A 17,096-nucleotide genomic window follows, 5' to 3' on the forward strand; every position below is an offset into this window, starting at 1 on the left:
AGGAGTTTTCATGAGTCTTGCCACGCGCATCGAGAGCCTGGTCATCCGGGTCGCCCAGGAGTTCAACGACGTTCGGGCGACGGCAGGCAATCTCGCCAGCCTGTCCACCACCGACAAGTCGAGTCTGGTCGCGGCGATCAACGAGTTGAAGGCGGCGGTGCTGTCCGCGACGGCCATCGACGACAACCAGATCGCCACCTCCACCACCTATTCGTCGAACAAGATCGTGTCGCTGCTCGATGCGCTCAAGGCCGACATTTTGGGTGGAGCGGATGCCGCCTACGACACCTTGGTGGAAATCCAGCAGCTGCTGCAGAACGGCACCAGCGGACTGGATGCGCTCCTAGCCGCAGTCAATCTGCGTGTGCGCTTCGACGCGGCGCAGACCCTGACGGTGGCTGAGCAACTGCAGGCGCGCACCAACATTGGTGCGGTGGCTGCCGCCGATGTCGGCAACACCGACACCGACTTCGTCGTGATCTTCGACGGAGCGCTGGCCTGATGAACCTCGCGTCCAGCATCGCCGCGCTGGCGGCGCGCATCGGCTTCGAGGTCAAGACCAAGATCGACGCCACACATCCCGGCATCGCCCGGGTGTGGGTCAGCTTCGGCTACGTCAATGGTCAGGTCGTGATCGCGAGCGCGCGCAACGTCGCCAGCGTCGTGCGCACCGCTGCGGGCCGTTACCGCGTGCATTTCGCCGTGGCGATGCCGGACGCGAATTACTGCTGGTTGGCGCTCGCCCGCAGCAGCACCAACAGCGGCACCCAGCGCGTGGCCATCGTGCGCGCCAGTTCCGATCTGAAGACCCCTCAGTACGTCGACATCTCCTGTGCGACCGCACAGGCGTCCTTTGACGACTCCTCCGAAATCAACCTCGTGGTGTACCGCTGATGGCCTACACAGAAGCCCAACTCCAGGCCTTGGAGACGGCGCTCGCCAAGGGCGAACGCCGCGTCTCCTTCGGCGACAAGACGGTCGAGTACCGCTCGGTCGATGAACTGATGGCCGCGATCCGCGAGGTCAGGCGCGGACTGCTGCAGCAGGCAGCCGAAACAGGCCTGTTGCCGGGCGCGCCGCGCCAGATCCGGGTCACGACCTCGAAGGGGTTCTGATGGCCTGGTATTCGAAACTCCGAAGCCTCTTCGGCCAGCCTCCCGTTCACGAAGCGGCGGGCCGTGGCCGTCGCTCGCTGGCGTGGATGCCCGGCAACCCCGGCGCGGTCGCGGCGATGCTGGCGACCAATACGGAACTGCGTGGCAAGAGCCGTGACGTCGTTCGCCGCAATGCATGGGCGCAGGCCGGGATCGAAGCCTTCGTTGCCAACGCCGTCGGCACCGGCATCAAGCCGCAGAGCCTGTCGCCCGACGACTCGTTCAAGGCCGAGGTGCAGGCGCTGTGGCGCGACTGGACGGCGGAAGCCGACGCGGCCGGGCAGACCGACTTCTATGGCCTGCAGGCGCTGGCCTGCCGCGCGATGCTCGAAGGCGGCGAATGCCTGATTCGGTTGCGGCCGCGCCGCCCGGAAGACGGGCTGGTCGTGCCGCTGCAGCTCCAGTTGCTGGAGCCCGAGCACCTGCCCATCAATCTGAACACCGATTTGCCCTCGGGCAACGTCGTGCGCTCCGGCATCGAGTTCGACAGCCTGGGGCGGCGCGTCGCCTACCACCTGTACCGCTCGCACCCCGAAGACGGGCGTCTGGCCCCGATGTCGGGCCAGGGCGGCATGGACACGGTGCGCATCGATGCGAAGGAAATCATCCACCTGTTCCGTGTTCTGCGTCCCGGCCAGATCCGGGGCGAACCGTGGCTGTCGCGGGCGCTGGTCAAGCTCAATGAGCTCGACCAGTACGACGACGCCGAGCTGGTGCGCAAGAAGACCGCCGCGATGTTCGCGGGCTTCGTCACGCGCCAGAACCCCGAGGACAACCTGATGGGCGAAGGGGCGGCCGATGGCGACGGCATCGCACTCGCCGGGCTGGAGCCCGGAACGCTGCAGATTCTGGAACCGGGTGAGGACATCAAGTTCTCCGATCCGGCGGACGTCGGCGGCTCGTATTCCGAGTTCCTGCGCACCCAGTTCCGCGCGGTCGCCGCCGCCATCGGCATCACCTACGAGCAACTCACCGGCGACTTGACCGGCGTGAACTACTCGTCCATCCGCGCCGGGATGCTGGAGTTCCGGCGTCGCTGCGAGATGGTGCAGCACGGCGTGCTGGTGCATCAGATGTGCCGCCCAGTGTGGGCCGCGTGGATGAAGCAGGCCGTGCTCGCCGGTGCGCTCGAAGCGCCGGGCTTCGCGCGTGGCGGGCCGGCGCGTCGCCGCCAGTACCTGCAGGTGAAGTGGATTCCGCAGGGCTGGCAGTGGGTCGATCCCGAGAAGGAATTCAAGGCGATGTTGCTGGCCATCCGCGCGGGCCTGATGAGCCGTTCGGAAGCGATCTCGGCCAACGGCTACGACGCCGAAGACGTCGACCGCGAGATCGCCGCCGACAACCAGCGCGCCGACGACCTCGGCCTGATCTTGGATTCCGACCCTCGCTACACATCGAAGGATGGCGGCAGCGCGGAACCCAACCGCAACGCCGTCGCGCCCGACGCCACCGGCGGCGACTCCATCGCCTGACCGCTTTCCCCGAAGGATTCACATGACCGTGCTGCCTCATCTGGCGGCGCGCCTGTTCGGCGTGCCGCTGGCGATCCATCGCCCGAAACTCGACGTCATCCTCTCCGTGCTCGGCGCACGCATCGGCCTCGCCGATCTCGCCGCGCCTGTGGGCTACACGCCAGCGGCGCGCGCGCCGGCGCCGGTCAGCGGCAAGGTCGCTGTCATCCCGATCTACGGCACGCTGGTGCGCCGCACCTCGGGCCTCGAAGCCGAATCGGGTCTCGCCAGCTACACCGGCATCGCGGCGCAACTGGACGCCGCTCTGGCCAGCCCCGAGGTCGCTGCGATCTTGCTCGACATCGATTCACCGGGCGGCGAGTCGGGCGGCGTGTTCGATCTGGCCGACCGCATCCGCGCGGCGTCGCAAGCGAAGCCCGTCTGGGCCGTGGCCAACGACATGGCGTTCTCGGCGGCCTACGCGCTGGCGTCCGCCGCCACCCGCGTGTTCGTCGCGCGCACCGGCGGCGTCGGTTCGATTGGCGTCATCGCCATGCACGTCGATCAGTCCGTCAAGGACGCCAAAGACGGCGTTCGCTACACCGCCGTGTTCGCGGGCGAGCGCAAGAACGACCTCAACCCGCACGAGCCGATCTCCGACGAGGCCCACGCCGTCCTCAAGGCCGAGGTGGATCGCGTCTATGACCTGTTCGTCGAGACGGTCGCGCGCCATCGCGGCCTCGACGCGGACGCCGTTCGCGCCACCGAAGCGGGCCTGTTCTTCGGCTCGAACGCCGTCGCCGCCGGTCTGGCCGATGCCGTCGGCGGCTTCGACGACGCGCTCACACAACTCACGCAATCGCTTTACCCGCTCCCGACACAGGTGGCTCCGGCCAGCCAAGCGGGCTTTCTTCGCACCCACCAGATGGAGTCTTCCATGAATGATCGAACCAACCCCGCTGCTGCTGATCGGCCTCTTGCTGATCCTGCTGGCAGTCCTTCTCAATCGGCCACCACCACGGCAATGACCGTGGCCGACGCCGTCGAAATCGCTCAGACCTGCACCTTGGCCGGGCGCACCGACCTGATCGCGGGCTTCCTCGAAGCCAACGACTCGCCCGCGAAAGTGCGCAGCCAACTGCTCGCGGCGCAGGCCGAAGCCAGTCCCGAAATCACCAGCCGCATCGCGCCCGATGCCGCGCGCCCTGCGGCCAGCAATCCCCTGATCGACGCCGCCAAGCAGATCGCGGCGCAGTCCACCAAGAAGGAGTTCTGAAATGTCCGTTCTCGCCGAACCGCTGAACCTGGGCGACCTGCTCAAGTACGAGGCGCCCAACCTCTACTCGCGCGACCGCGTCTCGGTCGCTTCCGGCCAGAACCTGCCGCTGGGCACAGTCGTCGGCATCGTCACTGCCACTGGCAAGTACAAGCAGATCGACCCGTCCGCCGAGGACGGCACGCAGGTCGCCGCAGGCGTGCTGCTGCAAGCCTGCGATGCCACCTTGATCGACCGCGATGACGGCCTCGTCGTCGCGCGCCACGCCATCGTCGCCCACCACGCACTCGCCTGGCCCGACGCCATCACCAACGCCGAAAAACTCGCCGCCATCGCGCAACTGAAGGCGCTGGGCGTGCTCGTCCGCCAAGGAGCCTGACCATGAACAACCCCTTCAGCAATCCCGCCTTCTCGATGGCCGCGCTGACCGCCGCCATCAACATCCTACCCAACCGCTACGGGCGTCTGGAAGAACTGAACCTGATGCCGGCGAAGCCGGTGCGTCAGCGCCAGATCGTCGTCGAGGAAATGAACGGCGTGCTCAACCTGCTGCCCACGCTGCCGCCGGGTTCGCCCGGCACGGTCGGCGTGCGCGGCAAGCGCAAGTGTTGATTCATCAGCACAACTGAGCCAGTGATCACGTTGAATATTGAGCCACTGGGTTGATGGATTCTTTGACTATTCGGTTGTGGATAAGTCTATCGGGTCTGCTGTTTTTCGATCTCCTTTCTGGCTCTTTGGGCGTTGCTTTGGGGGAGCCGCGCCAGCGGCACTGGAGTGCTTGAATCGCCAGCTCTCGTTGCCCGTCTCGACGATGTGGCAATGGTGCGTGAGCCGGTCAAGCAAGGCCGTGGTCATCTTGGCGTCTCCAAAGACGCTGCTCCACTCCGAGAAGGTGAGGTTGGTGGTGATCACCACGCTCGTTCGCTCATAGAGTTTGGAGAGCAGGTGGAACAGCATCGCGCCGCCCGACTGCGTGAATGGCAGGTAGCCCAGTTCATCCAGGATCACCAGATCGACGTACATCAGGCGGTGCGCCATTTGCCCGGCCTTGTTCTGCGCCTTCTCCAGCTCCAGGGCGTTGACCAGCTCCACCGTTGAGAAGAAGCGCACCCGCTTGCCATGCATGCGAATGGCCTCGATCCCCAGGCTCGTGGCCAGGTGGGTTTTACCCGTGCCGGGGCCACCAACCAGCACCACGTTGTGCGCCGACTCCACGAAGCGAAGGGTGTGCAACTGGCGCACCAGTGCTTCGTCGAGCTGCGCGTGGGCGAAGTCAAAGCCGGCGAGGTCACGGTGCGAAGGGAAGCGCGCCACGCGCATCTGGTAAGCCATGGAACGCACCTCACGCTGAGCGGTCTCGGCCTTGATGAGCTGGTGCAGCACGGCCTCATGATCCAGCGACTTCATGCGGGCGGTGCCCAGTACCTCCGGCCAGGCACTGGCCATGCCGTGCAGGCCCAGCGCTTTGAGGGCATCAATGACGTCATGCATGGTCGGACTCCGGTGATGCCTCATGAGGCTGGACGTTGCGCAGTGCGTCGTAGCGCTGCAGGTTGGCCAGTGGCGGCGTGTTGAGCTTGAGCATCGTGGCCACCGGTGGCTCGGGCACGCGCTGCTCCTTCAGACGCGAGAGCACGTTGAGCACGTGCTCGGCACTCACCCGCCCGGACTGCAGCGCCAGCTCTACCGCCACCACCACGGCCTCCAGTCCATGCAGGCTCACCCCCATGAGCACCTGCGCCATCACCCTGTCGCCACCGCTGTGGCGCAGCAACTGGCGCTGCATTTCCTGCAGTGGCTCGGGCATGGTCTTGAAGGGCGCGCCGTTGCGCAGCGCGCCGGGCTTTCGCTCGATGAGCGCGATGTAATGCATCCAGTCGTAGAGCGTCTGATCACGTTCGAAGCTGCGCGCCAGGCGCACCTGTCGCCCATCGGGCCCGACCACCAGCAGGCCATCCGCGTAGGCCCGCAGACTGACCACCGCATGAATCCATTCACACGGCACGCTGTAGCGGTTGCGCTGGAAGTGGATCAGTGCGGTCGCAGAGACCCGTACCGGCTGCTCCACGTAGCCATCAAACGCACGGGGGTTGGGCATGAGACGAGCACGTTCGTCCTGCCAGACATCGGCCACCGTGAGCTGAGTCCATTCCGGGTGACTCATCTCAGCCCAGGCCTTCACGCAGGCCTGCTGCAACCAGTCGTTGAGTTCACCAAGCGTCCCCCAGCGCCGCTCGCTGGCCTCACGCCAGATGTCCTTGCGCCGATCCTGAACGTTCTTCTCCACGACCCCCTTCTCCCAGCCGGCGGCCCGGTTGCAGAACTCCGGCTCGAACAGGTAGTGCCCGGTCATCGCCTCGAAGCGTGCATTGACGCTGCGCTGTTTGCCATGGCCGACCTTGTCCACAGCGGTCTTCATGTTGTCGTAGATGCCCCGCCGGGGCACGCCACCGAAGAGGGCGAACGCCCGTGCGTGCGCATCGAACAGCATCTCGTGCGCTTGGCTGTAGTACGCCACCAGGCAGAAGGCGCGACTGGCCGCCAGCTTGGTGTGTGCCACTTCCAGGCGGCGGCGCAGCCCGCCGATGAACAGGTACTCGCAGCTCCAGTCGAACTGGAACGCCTCGCCCAACTCGAAGCTCAGCGGCACGAACCCCGCACCACGCGCAGCGTTGCCTTGCTCTTGCTGCCAGCGCTGGGCAAAGGCGTAGACCGGCCCTCGGCTGCCGCTGTAGCCCTGCGCGCGCAGCGCCTCAAACATGGCCTTGATCCCGCGTCGATCGCGTTTGCTGCGATGGCTATCGGCCTTGAGCCATTGGCTCAACTGCTCCTTGTACGGATCCAGGATGCTGGGGCCCGACACCCGCTGCGGGTATCGGGGTTCGGCCATCTGCCCGTCTTTGAGCCACTTGGTGGCTGTGTTGCGCGAGATGCCCAGGCGCCGGCTGGCCTCGCGCACCGACACGTCCTGCCTCAGCACGAGGCGGCGTAACTTGCTCAATGTGCTCACGTTGATCACTCCTGCTCCCCCGTGCTGAAAAATTCAGCAGGATAGAGCGGCAACGTGGCTCAAATTTCAACGTGAATGCGTCCCGAAATGGCCCAGCTTTGGAAATGAATCAACAACCGGCAGCCTGAGCGTCGCGCAGAACCGCCTCGACTTCGCGCCCAACGTGCTGCCGTCGGTCGGCACCCAGATCACCGTGAGCTATGTGGCGGGCCCCAAGCAGGAGGATGCCTTCGCGCACCCCTCCCGCAATGTTGCGGGGACGTTGCCGGTGACGGCGACGCTCGGTGCCATCGAACCGGGTTCGCTGGAGGTCGAGTGGAACACGCTGACCGACACGGCGGGGCTGGGCGCGTACACCTTCGCGCAGTTGCAAGAGATGGGGATTGCCATCTCGATCTGGCGCGACCCGACGCAGATCGCCCGCGACGATGGTGGCGGCAACGTCGTCCTCAACGGCGCGAGCATCGGCACGGTCAACTACGCGACCGGTGAAGTGATCTTCAACCCGGACGTGACGATCCGGATTCCACGCCCGAACTACAGCCTCGGCGCGGCCATCGCCGGCACCGGGCGCTGGCGTCTCAATTACGGTGGCATCAGCTACGTCACCGCGCCGTCGCTGTACCCGAACGACGAATCAGGCTACGTGAAGCTGCGCTACAACAGCGCGGGCGCGACCAATAATCAAACGGAAACATTTCAGTTCGCGCCCAGCTTCAAGCTGGTGCCGGGCGTGAACGCCCAGGTGGTAACGGGCACGGTGCTGCTCACGACCAGTGGCGCGCAGCCCTGGGGCGACAATGGTCAGGGCACGTTGCGCGAGTTCACGCCCAGCGGCTGGGTGACGCGCGGCACGATCAACTACCTCTCGGGCGACGTCACTCTCACGTCCTGGACGGCGGGTGTGACCAATGCGATCACGCGCGCCAGTTGCGTGACCACGGTCGGCGAGAACATCTCCAGCGAATTCGTGTTCCGTACCGGCGCGGCCCCGCTGCGACCGGGATCGCTCTCGATCCAGTACGCCCGCGCGGTCGGCGGCACGCAGAACGTGACGGCAGGCATCGACGGCAAGATCGAGGCGACCGGCATCAACGGCAGCGTCGACTACGAGACCGGCCTGGTGCGCGTGCGCTTCGGCACGACGGTCACGGCGGCAGGCAACGAGAGCGAGCCGTGGTACGCCGCCGACCGCGTGGGTACCGACGGCAAGATTTTCCGGCCCGAGCCGGTGGCTGCCTCCAGTGTGCGCTACAGCGCAGTGGCCTACAGCTATCTGCCGCTGGATGCCGATCTGCTCGGCATCGATCCCGTGCGGCTGCCCAGCGATGGGCGAGTGCCGATCTTCCGTCCGGGTGGCTTCGCCGTCGTCGGCCACACCGGCAAGATCACCACCTCGGTCAGCAACGGCCAGACCATCGATTGCGCCCGGGTGCGCCTGTCGCGCGTGCGCGTTGTCGGTCACGACGGCGCGGTGATCCACAGCGGCTACACCGCCGATCTGGAAGCGGGCACTGTCACCTTCACCAACGTGACGGGCTACAGCCAGCCCGTGACCATCGAGCACCGCATCGAGGACATGGCCGTCGTGCGCGACGTGCAGATCAGCGGCGAGATCAGCTTCACCCGCGCGCTGACCCACGAGTACCCGCTGGCCAGCCCCGGCGATCCCGCCTCGGGCAGTTTCGTTTCCAGCGCTCTGGTGGCCGGTGACCTGTTCGCCCGCGTCAGCCTCGTGTTCGATCAGGCGACCTGGAGCGGCGCGTGGTCGGACGCGCTGTCGGGCAGCTCGGCAACCGCCACTTTCAACAACACGCAGTACCCGATCCGCGTGACCAACCGGGGCGCGTTGACCGAACGCTGGATCGTGCGCCTCACCAACAGCACCTCGTTCGAGGTCATCGGCGAGAACGTCGGCGTGATCGCGACCGGCAACACCAGCGCCGATTGCGCCCCCAACAACCCGGCGACCGGCGTGCCGTATTTCCATCTTCCTGCGCTCGGGTGGGGCAACGGCTGGGCCACCGGCAACGTGCTGCGCTTCAACACCATCGGCGCGCAGTTCCCCGTCTGGGTGGTGCGCACCGTCCAGCAGGGGCCGGAGTCCGTGCCCGACGACAACTTCACGCTGCTGATTCGCGGCGACGTCGACACCCCCTGATTTCTGAAACCTTCTCCCAGGAATTCCTATGACCGACCTGACCGTCAAATACTTCAGCAGCGGCATGACGGGTGCGCCGCAGATCGCCAACAACTGGGGCGATCTGGTGACGATGCTCGATGCCTGTCTCGTCAACGGCTTCGCCCTGAAAGCCATCGACTCGTTGACCTTCGCCAACGGCATCGCGACGGCGACGATCACCTCCGGACACGCTTACCTGCGCGATCAGGTGGTGTTGATCGCGGGGGCCGATCAGCCCGAGTACAACGGGCTGTTCCGGGTGATCTCGACAACCACGACCACCTTCACCTACGCGGTGACCGGCACGCCGGTGTCGCCCGCGACCACCGCCGCCAGCCTCTCCGCCAAGGTCGCACCGCTGGGCTGGGAAAAGCCCTTCTCGGGCACGAACAAGGCGGCGTACCGAAGCAAGAACCCGGCTTCGCCGCAGAACATTTTGCTGATCGACAACAGCCTCAAGACGCCGAACTACACGACGGGCTGGGCGAAATGGGCCAACGTCGGCATCGTCGAAGACCTGTCGGACATCGACACCATCGTCGGCGCGCAGGCTCCCTACGACCCGAACAATCCGACGCAGAACTGGAAGCAGGTCACGGCCAGCCAGTGGGGGTGGTACAAGTGGTTCCACGCCCGAAGCAGCCAGTACGAAAGCAATGGCGACAGCGGCGGGGGTAGCCGCAACTGGGTGCTCATCGGCGATGACCGGCTGTTCTTCCTCTTCTGCACCAATGCAGCGGGCTACGGCTGGTATGGCCGCAACTGCTACTGCTTCGGCGACCTCATCAGCTTCAAGCCTGGGGACAACTACGCCACGGTGCTGGCCGCCGACGACAACTACTCGGGCATGAGCAATTACTGGAGCTATCCAGGACAGTTCAGTGGCTATGGCCTGGTCTCTTCGCTCGACTTCACCGGCAAGGTACTGCTGCGCAATCACACCCAGCTCGGCAACCCGGTGCGCTGGGCGACCACGTCGCTGAACACGAACAACGGCCAACAGATCTGCGGTCGTGGCCCGACGCCGTTCCCGAATGGGGCGGACTACAGCCTGTGGCTGCTGCCGACCTACGTGCGGCAGGAGGACGGCCACATGCGGGGCCTGATGCCCGGGATGCTATGGATGCCACAGGATCGTCCGTACAGCGACCAGACCATCGTCGACAACGTCGTCGGCCAGGCGGGCAAGAGGTTCCTGCTGGTCAGGACGCAGTACAGCTCGGAAACCGAGGGGGCGCAGATCGCATTTGACATTACCGGCCCGTGGAGGTGATCCGTGAGCTACCCGCTCAACGACACCTTCGCCACGGCACCGGCGAACGGCTACACCACGGTGCTCGGCAGCATGTCCGCCAGCTACAACGGCGCGCAGCAGGCCATCGACATCTCTGCACCCAATGGACAGTCGATCCTGCGTTTCAATGAAACGGCACACGGCGATTTCTGGTTCGAGGCCGATGTCGAGTTTCTGACCGACCCGAGCGCCCGCAAGCACATCGGCCTGTGGATGACGACGGGCAATGGAGCCGAAGGCTACCGGTTCGCACATCTCGACGGTGCCTGGAGCGTTTCCCGCTGGAACAGCGGCTTCGGCGACGGGGCGGCGGTGACGGGCGGCGTCAATGACGGCGCGAAACCCGTCGCCGGGATGCCCGACGCGGCCCCGGCCTTCAACGTCGGTCAGCGGATGATCCTGCGCTGCGAAGTCATCGTCGGCGCGTTCGATGCGAATGGGGTGCCGTGGGCGCGCCTGATCCAGTTCAAGGCCGGCGGCGTGCTGATGTTCCAGGTCGGCGATGCGGCCTACCGGGGCAAGCTGATTCCGGGCGTGTTCCTGTACGGGGCCACGGTGCGCGTCCACGCCATCGCAGGTGACACGCCGTCGGGTTTGCCCGCGTTTCCCGCGACCGTGGGCGTGAACGCCGACGACGAGCTGGTGCGGCTAGCCGGTGGTTCGACCTCGGTGTTGCCCGATCCCGCTGCCGACATCGGCGTCAACGCCCACGTCGACCTGATCCGCCGCAACAGCCCATCGAGCGAGTTGTGGAGCCGGGATGGCGGCTACGACTGGCGCTTGCGCACGTTTCCCAGTGCGCGCAAGGACATTCACTTCAGCGGTCACGGCGTGATCGCCGGGACGGTGAAAGAGAAGGGGCAGCCCGACCAGCCGCTGGTGCGACGGGTGCAGCTCATCAGCGAGAACGCCCGTGTCCTGGTCGCCGAGACCTGGTCTGATGCCAGCGGCAACTACCGATTCGAACTGCTGGACCCGGCGCAGCGATACACCGTGGTCAGCTACGACTACAAGCAGATGTACCGCGCCGTGATCGCGGACAACCTCAAGCCAGAACCGATGCCATGACCGTCGCCATCACCGTCGAACACAACGAGGCGCGGCTCGCTGGAACCTTGGCCTTCCTCGACGCGGGACCCAATCCGGCCCGATTGCGCATCTACGGCGGGACGAGGCCAGCAACGCCGTCCGCGACGCCGACCAGTGCGATGCTGGTTGAGATCAAGCTGACCAAGCCCGCAGGCGCGATCTCGGGCGGTCTGCTGACGCTCACGCAGCAGGAGGACGGGCTGATCACGGCGACCGGCATCGCCACCTGGGCGCGGCTCGTGAACGGCAACGAGGTGAACGCCCTGGATCTGGACTGCAGCGGCACCGACGGCAGCGGAGACGTGAAGCTGGCCAGCACCAATCTCTATCTGGGCGGCGACGCCCGGATGGTGTCGGCGATCCTGGGGTAAGCCGTGCCTGCCATTCCCAACGAGGTGACCTTGGTCGCCGCGTTGCCCGTGCCCACTGCGGGCGTGGCGGTCGGGCCGCCTCTGGTCGATCTGCTGTTCGATCAACCCGCAGCCACCGACGCCAACTTGGTGTTCGGGGCCAACTACGTCGCCCCGCGCGACGACGTGACGGTACGGGCCACGCTGCCGCTGCCGGTCATTGCGATCAAGTTCATTCCCCCGGCCCGGGCCGAGCTGTTGGCCGAATTGCCGGGCCTGACGGTGCGCTCGCTGGTCTTGCGCCCAAGCGTGCCGTTGAACGTGGGGACTGGCGCGGGCGCGAGCCTGCCCGGCGTGGTGTTCACCGGCGAGGTCAGGTACGCCTCGCACACGCAACGGCCCACGGTCGGTCAGACCTCGCACCACTGGCAGGTGGCGCAGCAGACGGAGGACGGCGCGGATCACGGCCAGCAGGATGCGGCCGCGACGCCCGCTGGCTGGGAGACATTCTGGCGGCGCACGCTCGCTTCGCCACAAGGCATCGAGCATCGATTGCCCCCGGTCTTGGCGGCCGCGCCGGAGCAACGCCGCACGGCTCAGCAGCAGGCCACGCGTCTGATTGAGGCGACGTGGTTCGCCCACCAGGATGGCACTCACGGCGAACTGGCCCGACAGGGCTCGTTCCAGAACGCTGTTCCGATGCGGGACGCCACGCGCTTCCGGCATCAGGATGGTGATCGCACCAAGCGCGCCGGTCGAGTCGCTTTCTGGCAAGTCGCGCGGCTGCTCACCCAGCATCAAGGCACCGACTTCCAGAGCGCCAGCCTTGCGCCGAAAGGTTGGCGTGGCAGGTTTCAGGAAGCCGTACCGCCACCGCCAGGGATCAGCGTCTGGGTGGTTCCCGAACCGCCCGCGCCGCAACCTTGCTACACGCCGAGCGCGCATCTGCTGTTCGCCGCGCTGCCCCCAGCGGACGGCCACTTGCTGTTCGTCTGTGAAAACCACACCGACCCGCCGCCTCCGGATGGAGAGACGGTGGTCGTTCCCGTCCGGAGGGTGTACTTCGTGATCAACAACGTGACCCTGCACCGGCTGCCTGATGGTTTGCCGGTGCCGGTGTTCAACCTCTCGCTCTCGCTCGACACCGCATCCTGGACGTGGGGCTTCGAGGCGCAACTGCCCGCCAAGGCGGAAAGCTTGGTGGCACCCGGCAGCGCCACCGGCCCGGTCGAACTGGTCGCCACCATCAATGGCACGGCATTCCGCGTCTTGGCTGAGAGCATCAGCCGCGAGCGCATCTTCGGTGACGCGAGCATCCGCATCTCCGGTCGTGGACGCAACGCCGTGCTGGCCGCGCCCTATGCACCGGTGATGACCTTCGGCAACGCCGAGGCACGCACCGCGCGGCAGCTGATGGACGACGTCCTCACGCTCAACGGCATCCCGCTGGGCTGGACGGTCGATTGGGGCCTCACGGACTGGAACGTCCCAGACGGAGTGTTCGCCCGACAGGGAACGTGGATCGAGGCTCTGACCGCCATCGCCAGTGCGGTCGGGGGCTACCTGATCCCGCATCCCTCCGACCAGAGCATCCGCGTGCGCCACCGCTATCCGGTTGCCCCTTGGGAATGGAACACCGTCACGCCTGATTTCGTGCTGCCCGTCGATGCCGTTGCCCGCGAATCGCTGCGCTGGCTGGAGAAGCCCACCTACAACCGCGTGTTCGTGTCCGGGCAGGGCGTGGGCGTGCTCGGGCAGGTGACGCGGGCCGGTACCGCCGGAGACGTGCTGGCACCGATGGTCGTCGATGCCCTCATCACCGAGGCCGCCGCCGCACGTCAGCGTGGCATCGCCGTGCTGGCCGACACCGGGCATCAGACCGAGGTCAGCCTGCGCCTGCCGGTGCTCGCCGAGACCGGGATCATCGAGCCGGGGGCGTTCGTCGAGTACCAGGACGGCAGCGTCACCCGGCTGGGCCTCGTGCGCTCGACGCAAATCGAGGCGGGCATGCCCGAGGTCTGGCAGACGCTGGGGGTGCAGGGCTATGCATAACCTCTACGAGCAGTTCCGCCAGCTAATCCCCGACCCGCCGCTGCAGGCGGGCACGGCGATCGACGTCGGCTCCGGCGTGGTCACCGTCGCGTTGCCGGGTGGCGGCCTGATCAAGGCGCGTGGCAACGCGGCCGTCGGCCAGAAAGTGTTCGTGCGCGATGACGTCGTCGAAGGCATCGCGCCCAGTCTGACCCTGGAGATCATCGAAATCTAAAGCACCGCCGTTTCACCGATTCACCCCTGAGACCCGCCTCGATGCCGACGCATCAGGCGGGTTTCGCATTTCTGGAGAAAGCCAATGACCGAACCTGAACAACAACAGCCCGCGCTCGTCGAGAACATGCTGCTCTTGCGCCGCGAAGACTTCGACGAGCTGCTCGACCGCGCCGCCCAACGCGGAGCCGAGCGTTGCCTCGCCCATCTTGGCTTGGAGAACGGCAGCGCCGCCCGCGACATCCGCGAACTGCGCGATCTGCTGGATGCGTGGCGCGACGCCCGGCGCACCGCGTGGCAGACCACCATCAAGGTCGTCACGACCGGCATCCTGGCCGCGCTGCTGGTGGGTGCCGCCATCAAGCTCAAGCTGATGGGAGGCTCGCAATGATTGAGACCTTGCTCGGTGGCCTCCTCGGCGGGGCCTTCCGTCTCGCGCCGGAAATCCTGAAATGGCTCGACCGCAAGGGCGAGCGCGGCCACGAGCTGGCGATGCAGGACAAGGCGCTGGAGTTCGAGAAGCTGCGCGGCGCGCAGCGGATGGCCGAGATCGGCGCGAGCGCGGATGCGGCGTGGAACGTCGGTGCCATCGATACGCTGCGCGAAGCCGTGCGCACGCAGGGAGAGAAAACCGGCGTGCGCTGGGCCGATGCGCTGTCCAGCAGCGTTCGTCCCATCATCACCTACTGGTTCATGGCGCTGTACTGCGCGGCCAAGACGGCGGCGTTCGCAGCCGCCGTGACTGCCGGCGTGGGATGGGGCGTCGCCATCCTGCACGCCTGGACGGAGGCCGATCAGGCGCTGTGGGCCGGGGTGCTGAACTTCTGGTTCCTCGGGCGCGTGTTCGACCGGGTGCGGCCGTGATCGAGGTGCCGCAAATGGCCATCGACTTGGCCAAGCGCTTCGAGGGCTTCCACCGCGTGCCGAAGACCGATCCGGGTCGTGCTCATCCGTACATCTGCCCGGCAGGCTTCTGGACGATTGGCTACGGCCACCTCTGCGACGCCCAGCACCCGCCGATCATCGAGACGGAAGCGGAAGCCTATCTCGCCCGCGACCTGAGCACGGCGCTGGCCGCCGCGCTGCGCTACTGCCCGGTGCTGGCCACCGAACCCGAAGGACGTCTGGCGGCCATCGTGGACTTCACATTCAACCTCGGCGGCGGGCGCTTGCAGACCTCGACGCTGCGGCGGCGGGTGAACCAGCGGGACTGGGCCGCTGCAGCGATGGAGCTGCGGCGCTGGGTGTACGGTGGCGGGCGCGTGTTGCCGGGCCTCGTAGCCCGGCGTGAAGCCGAAGTGCCCCTGATCCTGCGATCCACGGCTAGCTGATCGGCTCAAACTAGGCACAAAAAGCATATTCAAGATAAAATAGGCGTTAAGTGCATTTTGTGGATGGCAAGATCGTGGCCTTCGAGAGCGTTGAAGAACTCATCCGGGCGGCGCGCAATGGGCGCAGCCAGAAGGAATTCGCCGACCTGCTGGAGGTCGATCAGTCGATGGTGAGCAAGTACGAACGGGGCAAGGCCAGCCCGCCGATCAGCGTCATCAATCGCTGTATGCGTCTGGTGCATACGGCGGAAGGCGAAACGGCTCCGTCGGCGGAACAGCTCGCCGAACGGGTGCGCGTGACCTTGGCAGACCCGGACTTGGGACAAGTGCGCTCGGCGCTATCCCGCTTGGTGGACGCCTTCGCGTCCGAACATGCGCAGACCCACACGACGGGCGCTGCGCCGAAATGACATAGGAGGTCGTATGGCGACGCAATCGACCATCGAATGGACGGAGCAGACCTGGAATCCGACCACCGGCTGCACCAAAGTCTCTCCGGGGTGCAAGCACTGTTACGCCGAGGTGATGGCGCGACGGTTGCACGCGATGGGCGCGCCCGGCTACGAAAACGAGTTCAAGCTCACCGTGCATGAGAACCGGCTGGAGCAGCCGTTGTTGCGCAAGAAGCCGACCACGTACTTCGTGAACAGCATGAGCGACCTGTTCCACGAGGCCGTGCCGGACAAGTTCCTCGACCGCGTGTTCTCGATCATCGAGGCCACGCCGCAGCACACCTACCAAATCCTCACCAAGCGCGCAGAGCGCCTACCGGAGTATTTCGCGCGGCGGGCCTGCCCACAGAACGTGTGGCTGGGCGTCTCGGTGGAGGACAAGAAGTACGGCGTGCCGCGCATCGACCATCTGCGCAAGGTGGATGCGCACATCCGCTTCCTCTCGGTCGAGCCGTTGCTGGAGGACTTGGGCCGCATCAACCTGCGCGACATCCACTGGGTAATCGTCGGCGGCGAATCAGGTCACAAGGCCCGACCGATGCGCGAGGAGTGGGTGGCAAACGTGCAGGCGCAGGCCGAGGCCGCTGGCGCGGCGTTCTTCTTCAAGCAGTGGGGCGGCTGGGGCGCTGACGGCGTCAAGCGCCACAAGAAGGCGAACGGTCGCATCTTCCGTGGCCGCACATGGGACGACTACCCGGAAGCGGTGGTGCAACCCTAGAAATTGAACGCGCCTTGGCCCTCGACGTTGGAGGCCGTGGCCCAGAACTTGTGCGGCAGAGAATGCTTGGCCGCCATCAGCAACCAGTACAGCGGCTGGTTATTACTGCCCGTGAGTAAGCGCATGTCGGTGGAAGGCCACACGCCAAGGCCTGCGACCTTGTCGCGCCAGAACTGGAAAATCTGCTGCCGGAGTTCCTGCTGGCCCTGAATGATCGACACCTTCTCACGCCATCCGGGCGCGAAGGTGTCGAACGGCGAGTTGTCCGTGGTCGCGTAGGTCACGACGTTGCGCTGCAAGTCCATCTGGCTGATGTGAACCAGCATGTCGATGCGCTTGAGCGCTGACAGGGCGACGATGATGTCGAAGTTCAGCGCCGCCAGATCGAAGGGATCGAGAAACGCGAAATGCAGGCCGTATGTTGATTCATTTCCAAAGCTGGGCCATTTCGGGACGCATTCACGTTGAAATTTGAGCCACGTTGCCGCTCTATCCTGCTGAATTTTTCAGCACGGGGGAGC

The 17,096-nt window shown here is 65.9% G+C and carries 19 protein-coding genes and 2 pseudogenes; 18 read left to right on the top strand and 3 right to left on the bottom strand.

Annotated features, from left to right (window positions below):
- The first annotated feature begins 10 nt into the window (after positions 1–10).
- From H6927_14805 to H6927_14835, 7 genes and pseudogenes are all read left to right on the top strand, one after another.
- Entirely contained in the window at positions 11–502 is a 492-nt protein-coding gene (locus H6927_14805; GenBank protein MCP5219365.1) for a hypothetical protein, read from the top strand.
- On the top strand, positions 502–894 hold the full coding sequence (locus tag H6927_14810; GenBank protein ID MCP5219366.1) for a hypothetical protein: 393 nt from the start codon (positions 502–504) through the stop codon (positions 892–894). Before H6927_14805 ends, H6927_14810 begins: the two co-directional genes overlap by 1 nt.
- The gene (locus H6927_14815) at positions 894–1,115 is read left to right on the top strand and encodes a hypothetical protein (GenBank protein ID MCP5219367.1); all 222 of its coding nucleotides are present in this window, start codon (positions 894–896) and stop codon (positions 1,113–1,115) included. The genes H6927_14810 and H6927_14815 overlap by 1 nt, the downstream gene beginning before the upstream one ends.
- On the top strand, positions 1,115–2,626 hold the full coding sequence (locus H6927_14820) for a phage portal protein (protein MCP5219368.1): 1,512 nt from the start codon (positions 1,115–1,117) through the stop codon (positions 2,624–2,626). The genes H6927_14815 and H6927_14820 overlap by 1 nt, the downstream gene beginning before the upstream one ends.
- 22 nt (positions 2,627–2,648) lie before the next feature.
- Positions 2,649–3,881, top strand: coding sequence for a S49 family peptidase (locus H6927_14825; protein ID MCP5219369.1), 1,233 nt, complete (start codon positions 2,649–2,651; stop codon positions 3,879–3,881).
- 1 nt (position 3,882) lies between these two features.
- The gene (locus H6927_14830) at positions 3,883–4,260 is read left to right on the top strand and encodes a head decoration protein (protein ID MCP5219370.1); all 378 of its coding nucleotides are present in this window, start codon (positions 3,883–3,885) and stop codon (positions 4,258–4,260) included.
- A gap of 2 nt (positions 4,261–4,262) precedes the next feature.
- Positions 4,263–4,487, top strand: a pseudogene (locus tag H6927_14835) (major capsid protein).
- A gap of 72 nt (positions 4,488–4,559) precedes the next feature.
- Here H6927_14835 and H6927_14840 read toward each other — a convergent pair.
- Positions 4,560–5,399, bottom strand: coding sequence for an ATP-binding protein (locus H6927_14840; GenBank protein ID MCP5219371.1), 840 nt, complete (start codon positions 5,397–5,399; stop codon positions 4,560–4,562).
- The gene (locus tag H6927_14845; GenBank protein MCP5219372.1) at positions 5,368–6,894 is read right to left on the bottom strand and encodes an IS21 family transposase; all 1,527 of its coding nucleotides are present in this window, start codon (positions 6,892–6,894) and stop codon (positions 5,368–5,370) included. Before H6927_14845 ends, H6927_14840 begins: the two co-directional genes overlap by 32 nt.
- A 115-nt stretch (positions 6,895–7,009) precedes the next feature.
- Here H6927_14845 and H6927_14850 point away from each other — a divergent pair.
- The 11 genes and pseudogenes from H6927_14850 to H6927_14900 all read left to right on the top strand — a co-directional run bounded on the left by H6927_14850 (position 7,010) and on the right by H6927_14900 (position 16,575).
- Positions 7,010–9,055, top strand: a pseudogene (locus tag H6927_14850) (hypothetical protein).
- Between the two features lie 28 nt (positions 9,056–9,083).
- The gene (locus tag H6927_14855) at positions 9,084–10,349 is read left to right on the top strand and encodes a hypothetical protein (GenBank protein MCP5219373.1); all 1,266 of its coding nucleotides are present in this window, start codon (positions 9,084–9,086) and stop codon (positions 10,347–10,349) included.
- 3 nt (positions 10,350–10,352) lie between these two features.
- The gene (locus H6927_14860) at positions 10,353–11,438 is read left to right on the top strand and encodes a hypothetical protein (protein MCP5219374.1); all 1,086 of its coding nucleotides are present in this window, start codon (positions 10,353–10,355) and stop codon (positions 11,436–11,438) included.
- Complete coding sequence (locus H6927_14865) at positions 11,435–11,830, top strand: hypothetical protein (protein MCP5219375.1); 396 nt, start codon at positions 11,435–11,437, stop codon at positions 11,828–11,830. Before H6927_14860 ends, H6927_14865 begins: the two co-directional genes overlap by 4 nt.
- A gap of 3 nt (positions 11,831–11,833) precedes the next feature.
- Positions 11,834–13,861 carry a hypothetical protein gene (locus H6927_14870; GenBank protein MCP5219376.1) on the top strand — a complete coding sequence of 676 codons (2,028 nt, stop codon included), beginning with the start codon at positions 11,834–11,836 and terminating at the stop codon, positions 13,859–13,861.
- Positions 13,854–14,075, top strand: a complete 222-nt coding sequence (locus H6927_14875) for a hypothetical protein (protein ID MCP5219377.1) — start codon at positions 13,854–13,856, stop codon at positions 14,073–14,075. The genes H6927_14870 and H6927_14875 overlap by 8 nt, the downstream gene beginning before the upstream one ends.
- Positions 14,076–14,159: 84 nt before the next feature.
- Positions 14,160–14,465, top strand: a complete 306-nt coding sequence (locus H6927_14880) for a hypothetical protein (GenBank protein ID MCP5219378.1) — start codon at positions 14,160–14,162, stop codon at positions 14,463–14,465.
- A complete protein-coding gene (locus H6927_14885) occupies positions 14,462–14,938 on the top strand; it encodes a hypothetical protein (protein ID MCP5219379.1) in 477 nt (158 codons plus the stop codon). The genes H6927_14880 and H6927_14885 overlap by 4 nt, the downstream gene beginning before the upstream one ends.
- Positions 14,935–15,405, top strand: a complete 471-nt coding sequence (locus H6927_14890; protein MCP5219380.1) for a lysozyme — start codon at positions 14,935–14,937, stop codon at positions 15,403–15,405. Before H6927_14885 ends, H6927_14890 begins: the two co-directional genes overlap by 4 nt.
- A gap of 74 nt (positions 15,406–15,479) precedes the next feature.
- Positions 15,480–15,815, top strand: a complete 336-nt coding sequence (locus H6927_14895) for a helix-turn-helix transcriptional regulator (GenBank protein ID MCP5219381.1) — start codon at positions 15,480–15,482, stop codon at positions 15,813–15,815.
- Positions 15,816–15,828: 13 nt separating this feature from the next.
- Entirely contained in the window at positions 15,829–16,575 is a 747-nt protein-coding gene (locus H6927_14900; protein MCP5219382.1) for a phage Gp37/Gp68 family protein, read from the top strand.
- Here the strand turns inward: H6927_14900 and tcmP are convergent.
- On the bottom strand, positions 16,572–17,078 hold the full coding sequence (gene tcmP / locus H6927_14905) for a three-Cys-motif partner protein TcmP (GenBank protein MCP5219383.1): 507 nt from the start codon (positions 17,076–17,078) through the stop codon (positions 16,572–16,574). The genes H6927_14900 and tcmP overlap by 4 nt on opposite strands.
- Between the last annotated feature and the right edge of the window lie 18 nt (positions 17,079–17,096).

It is taken from the genome of Burkholderiaceae bacterium, assembly GCA_024235995.1.
GTDB lineage: Bacteria > Pseudomonadota > Gammaproteobacteria > Burkholderiales > Burkholderiaceae_C > Ottowia.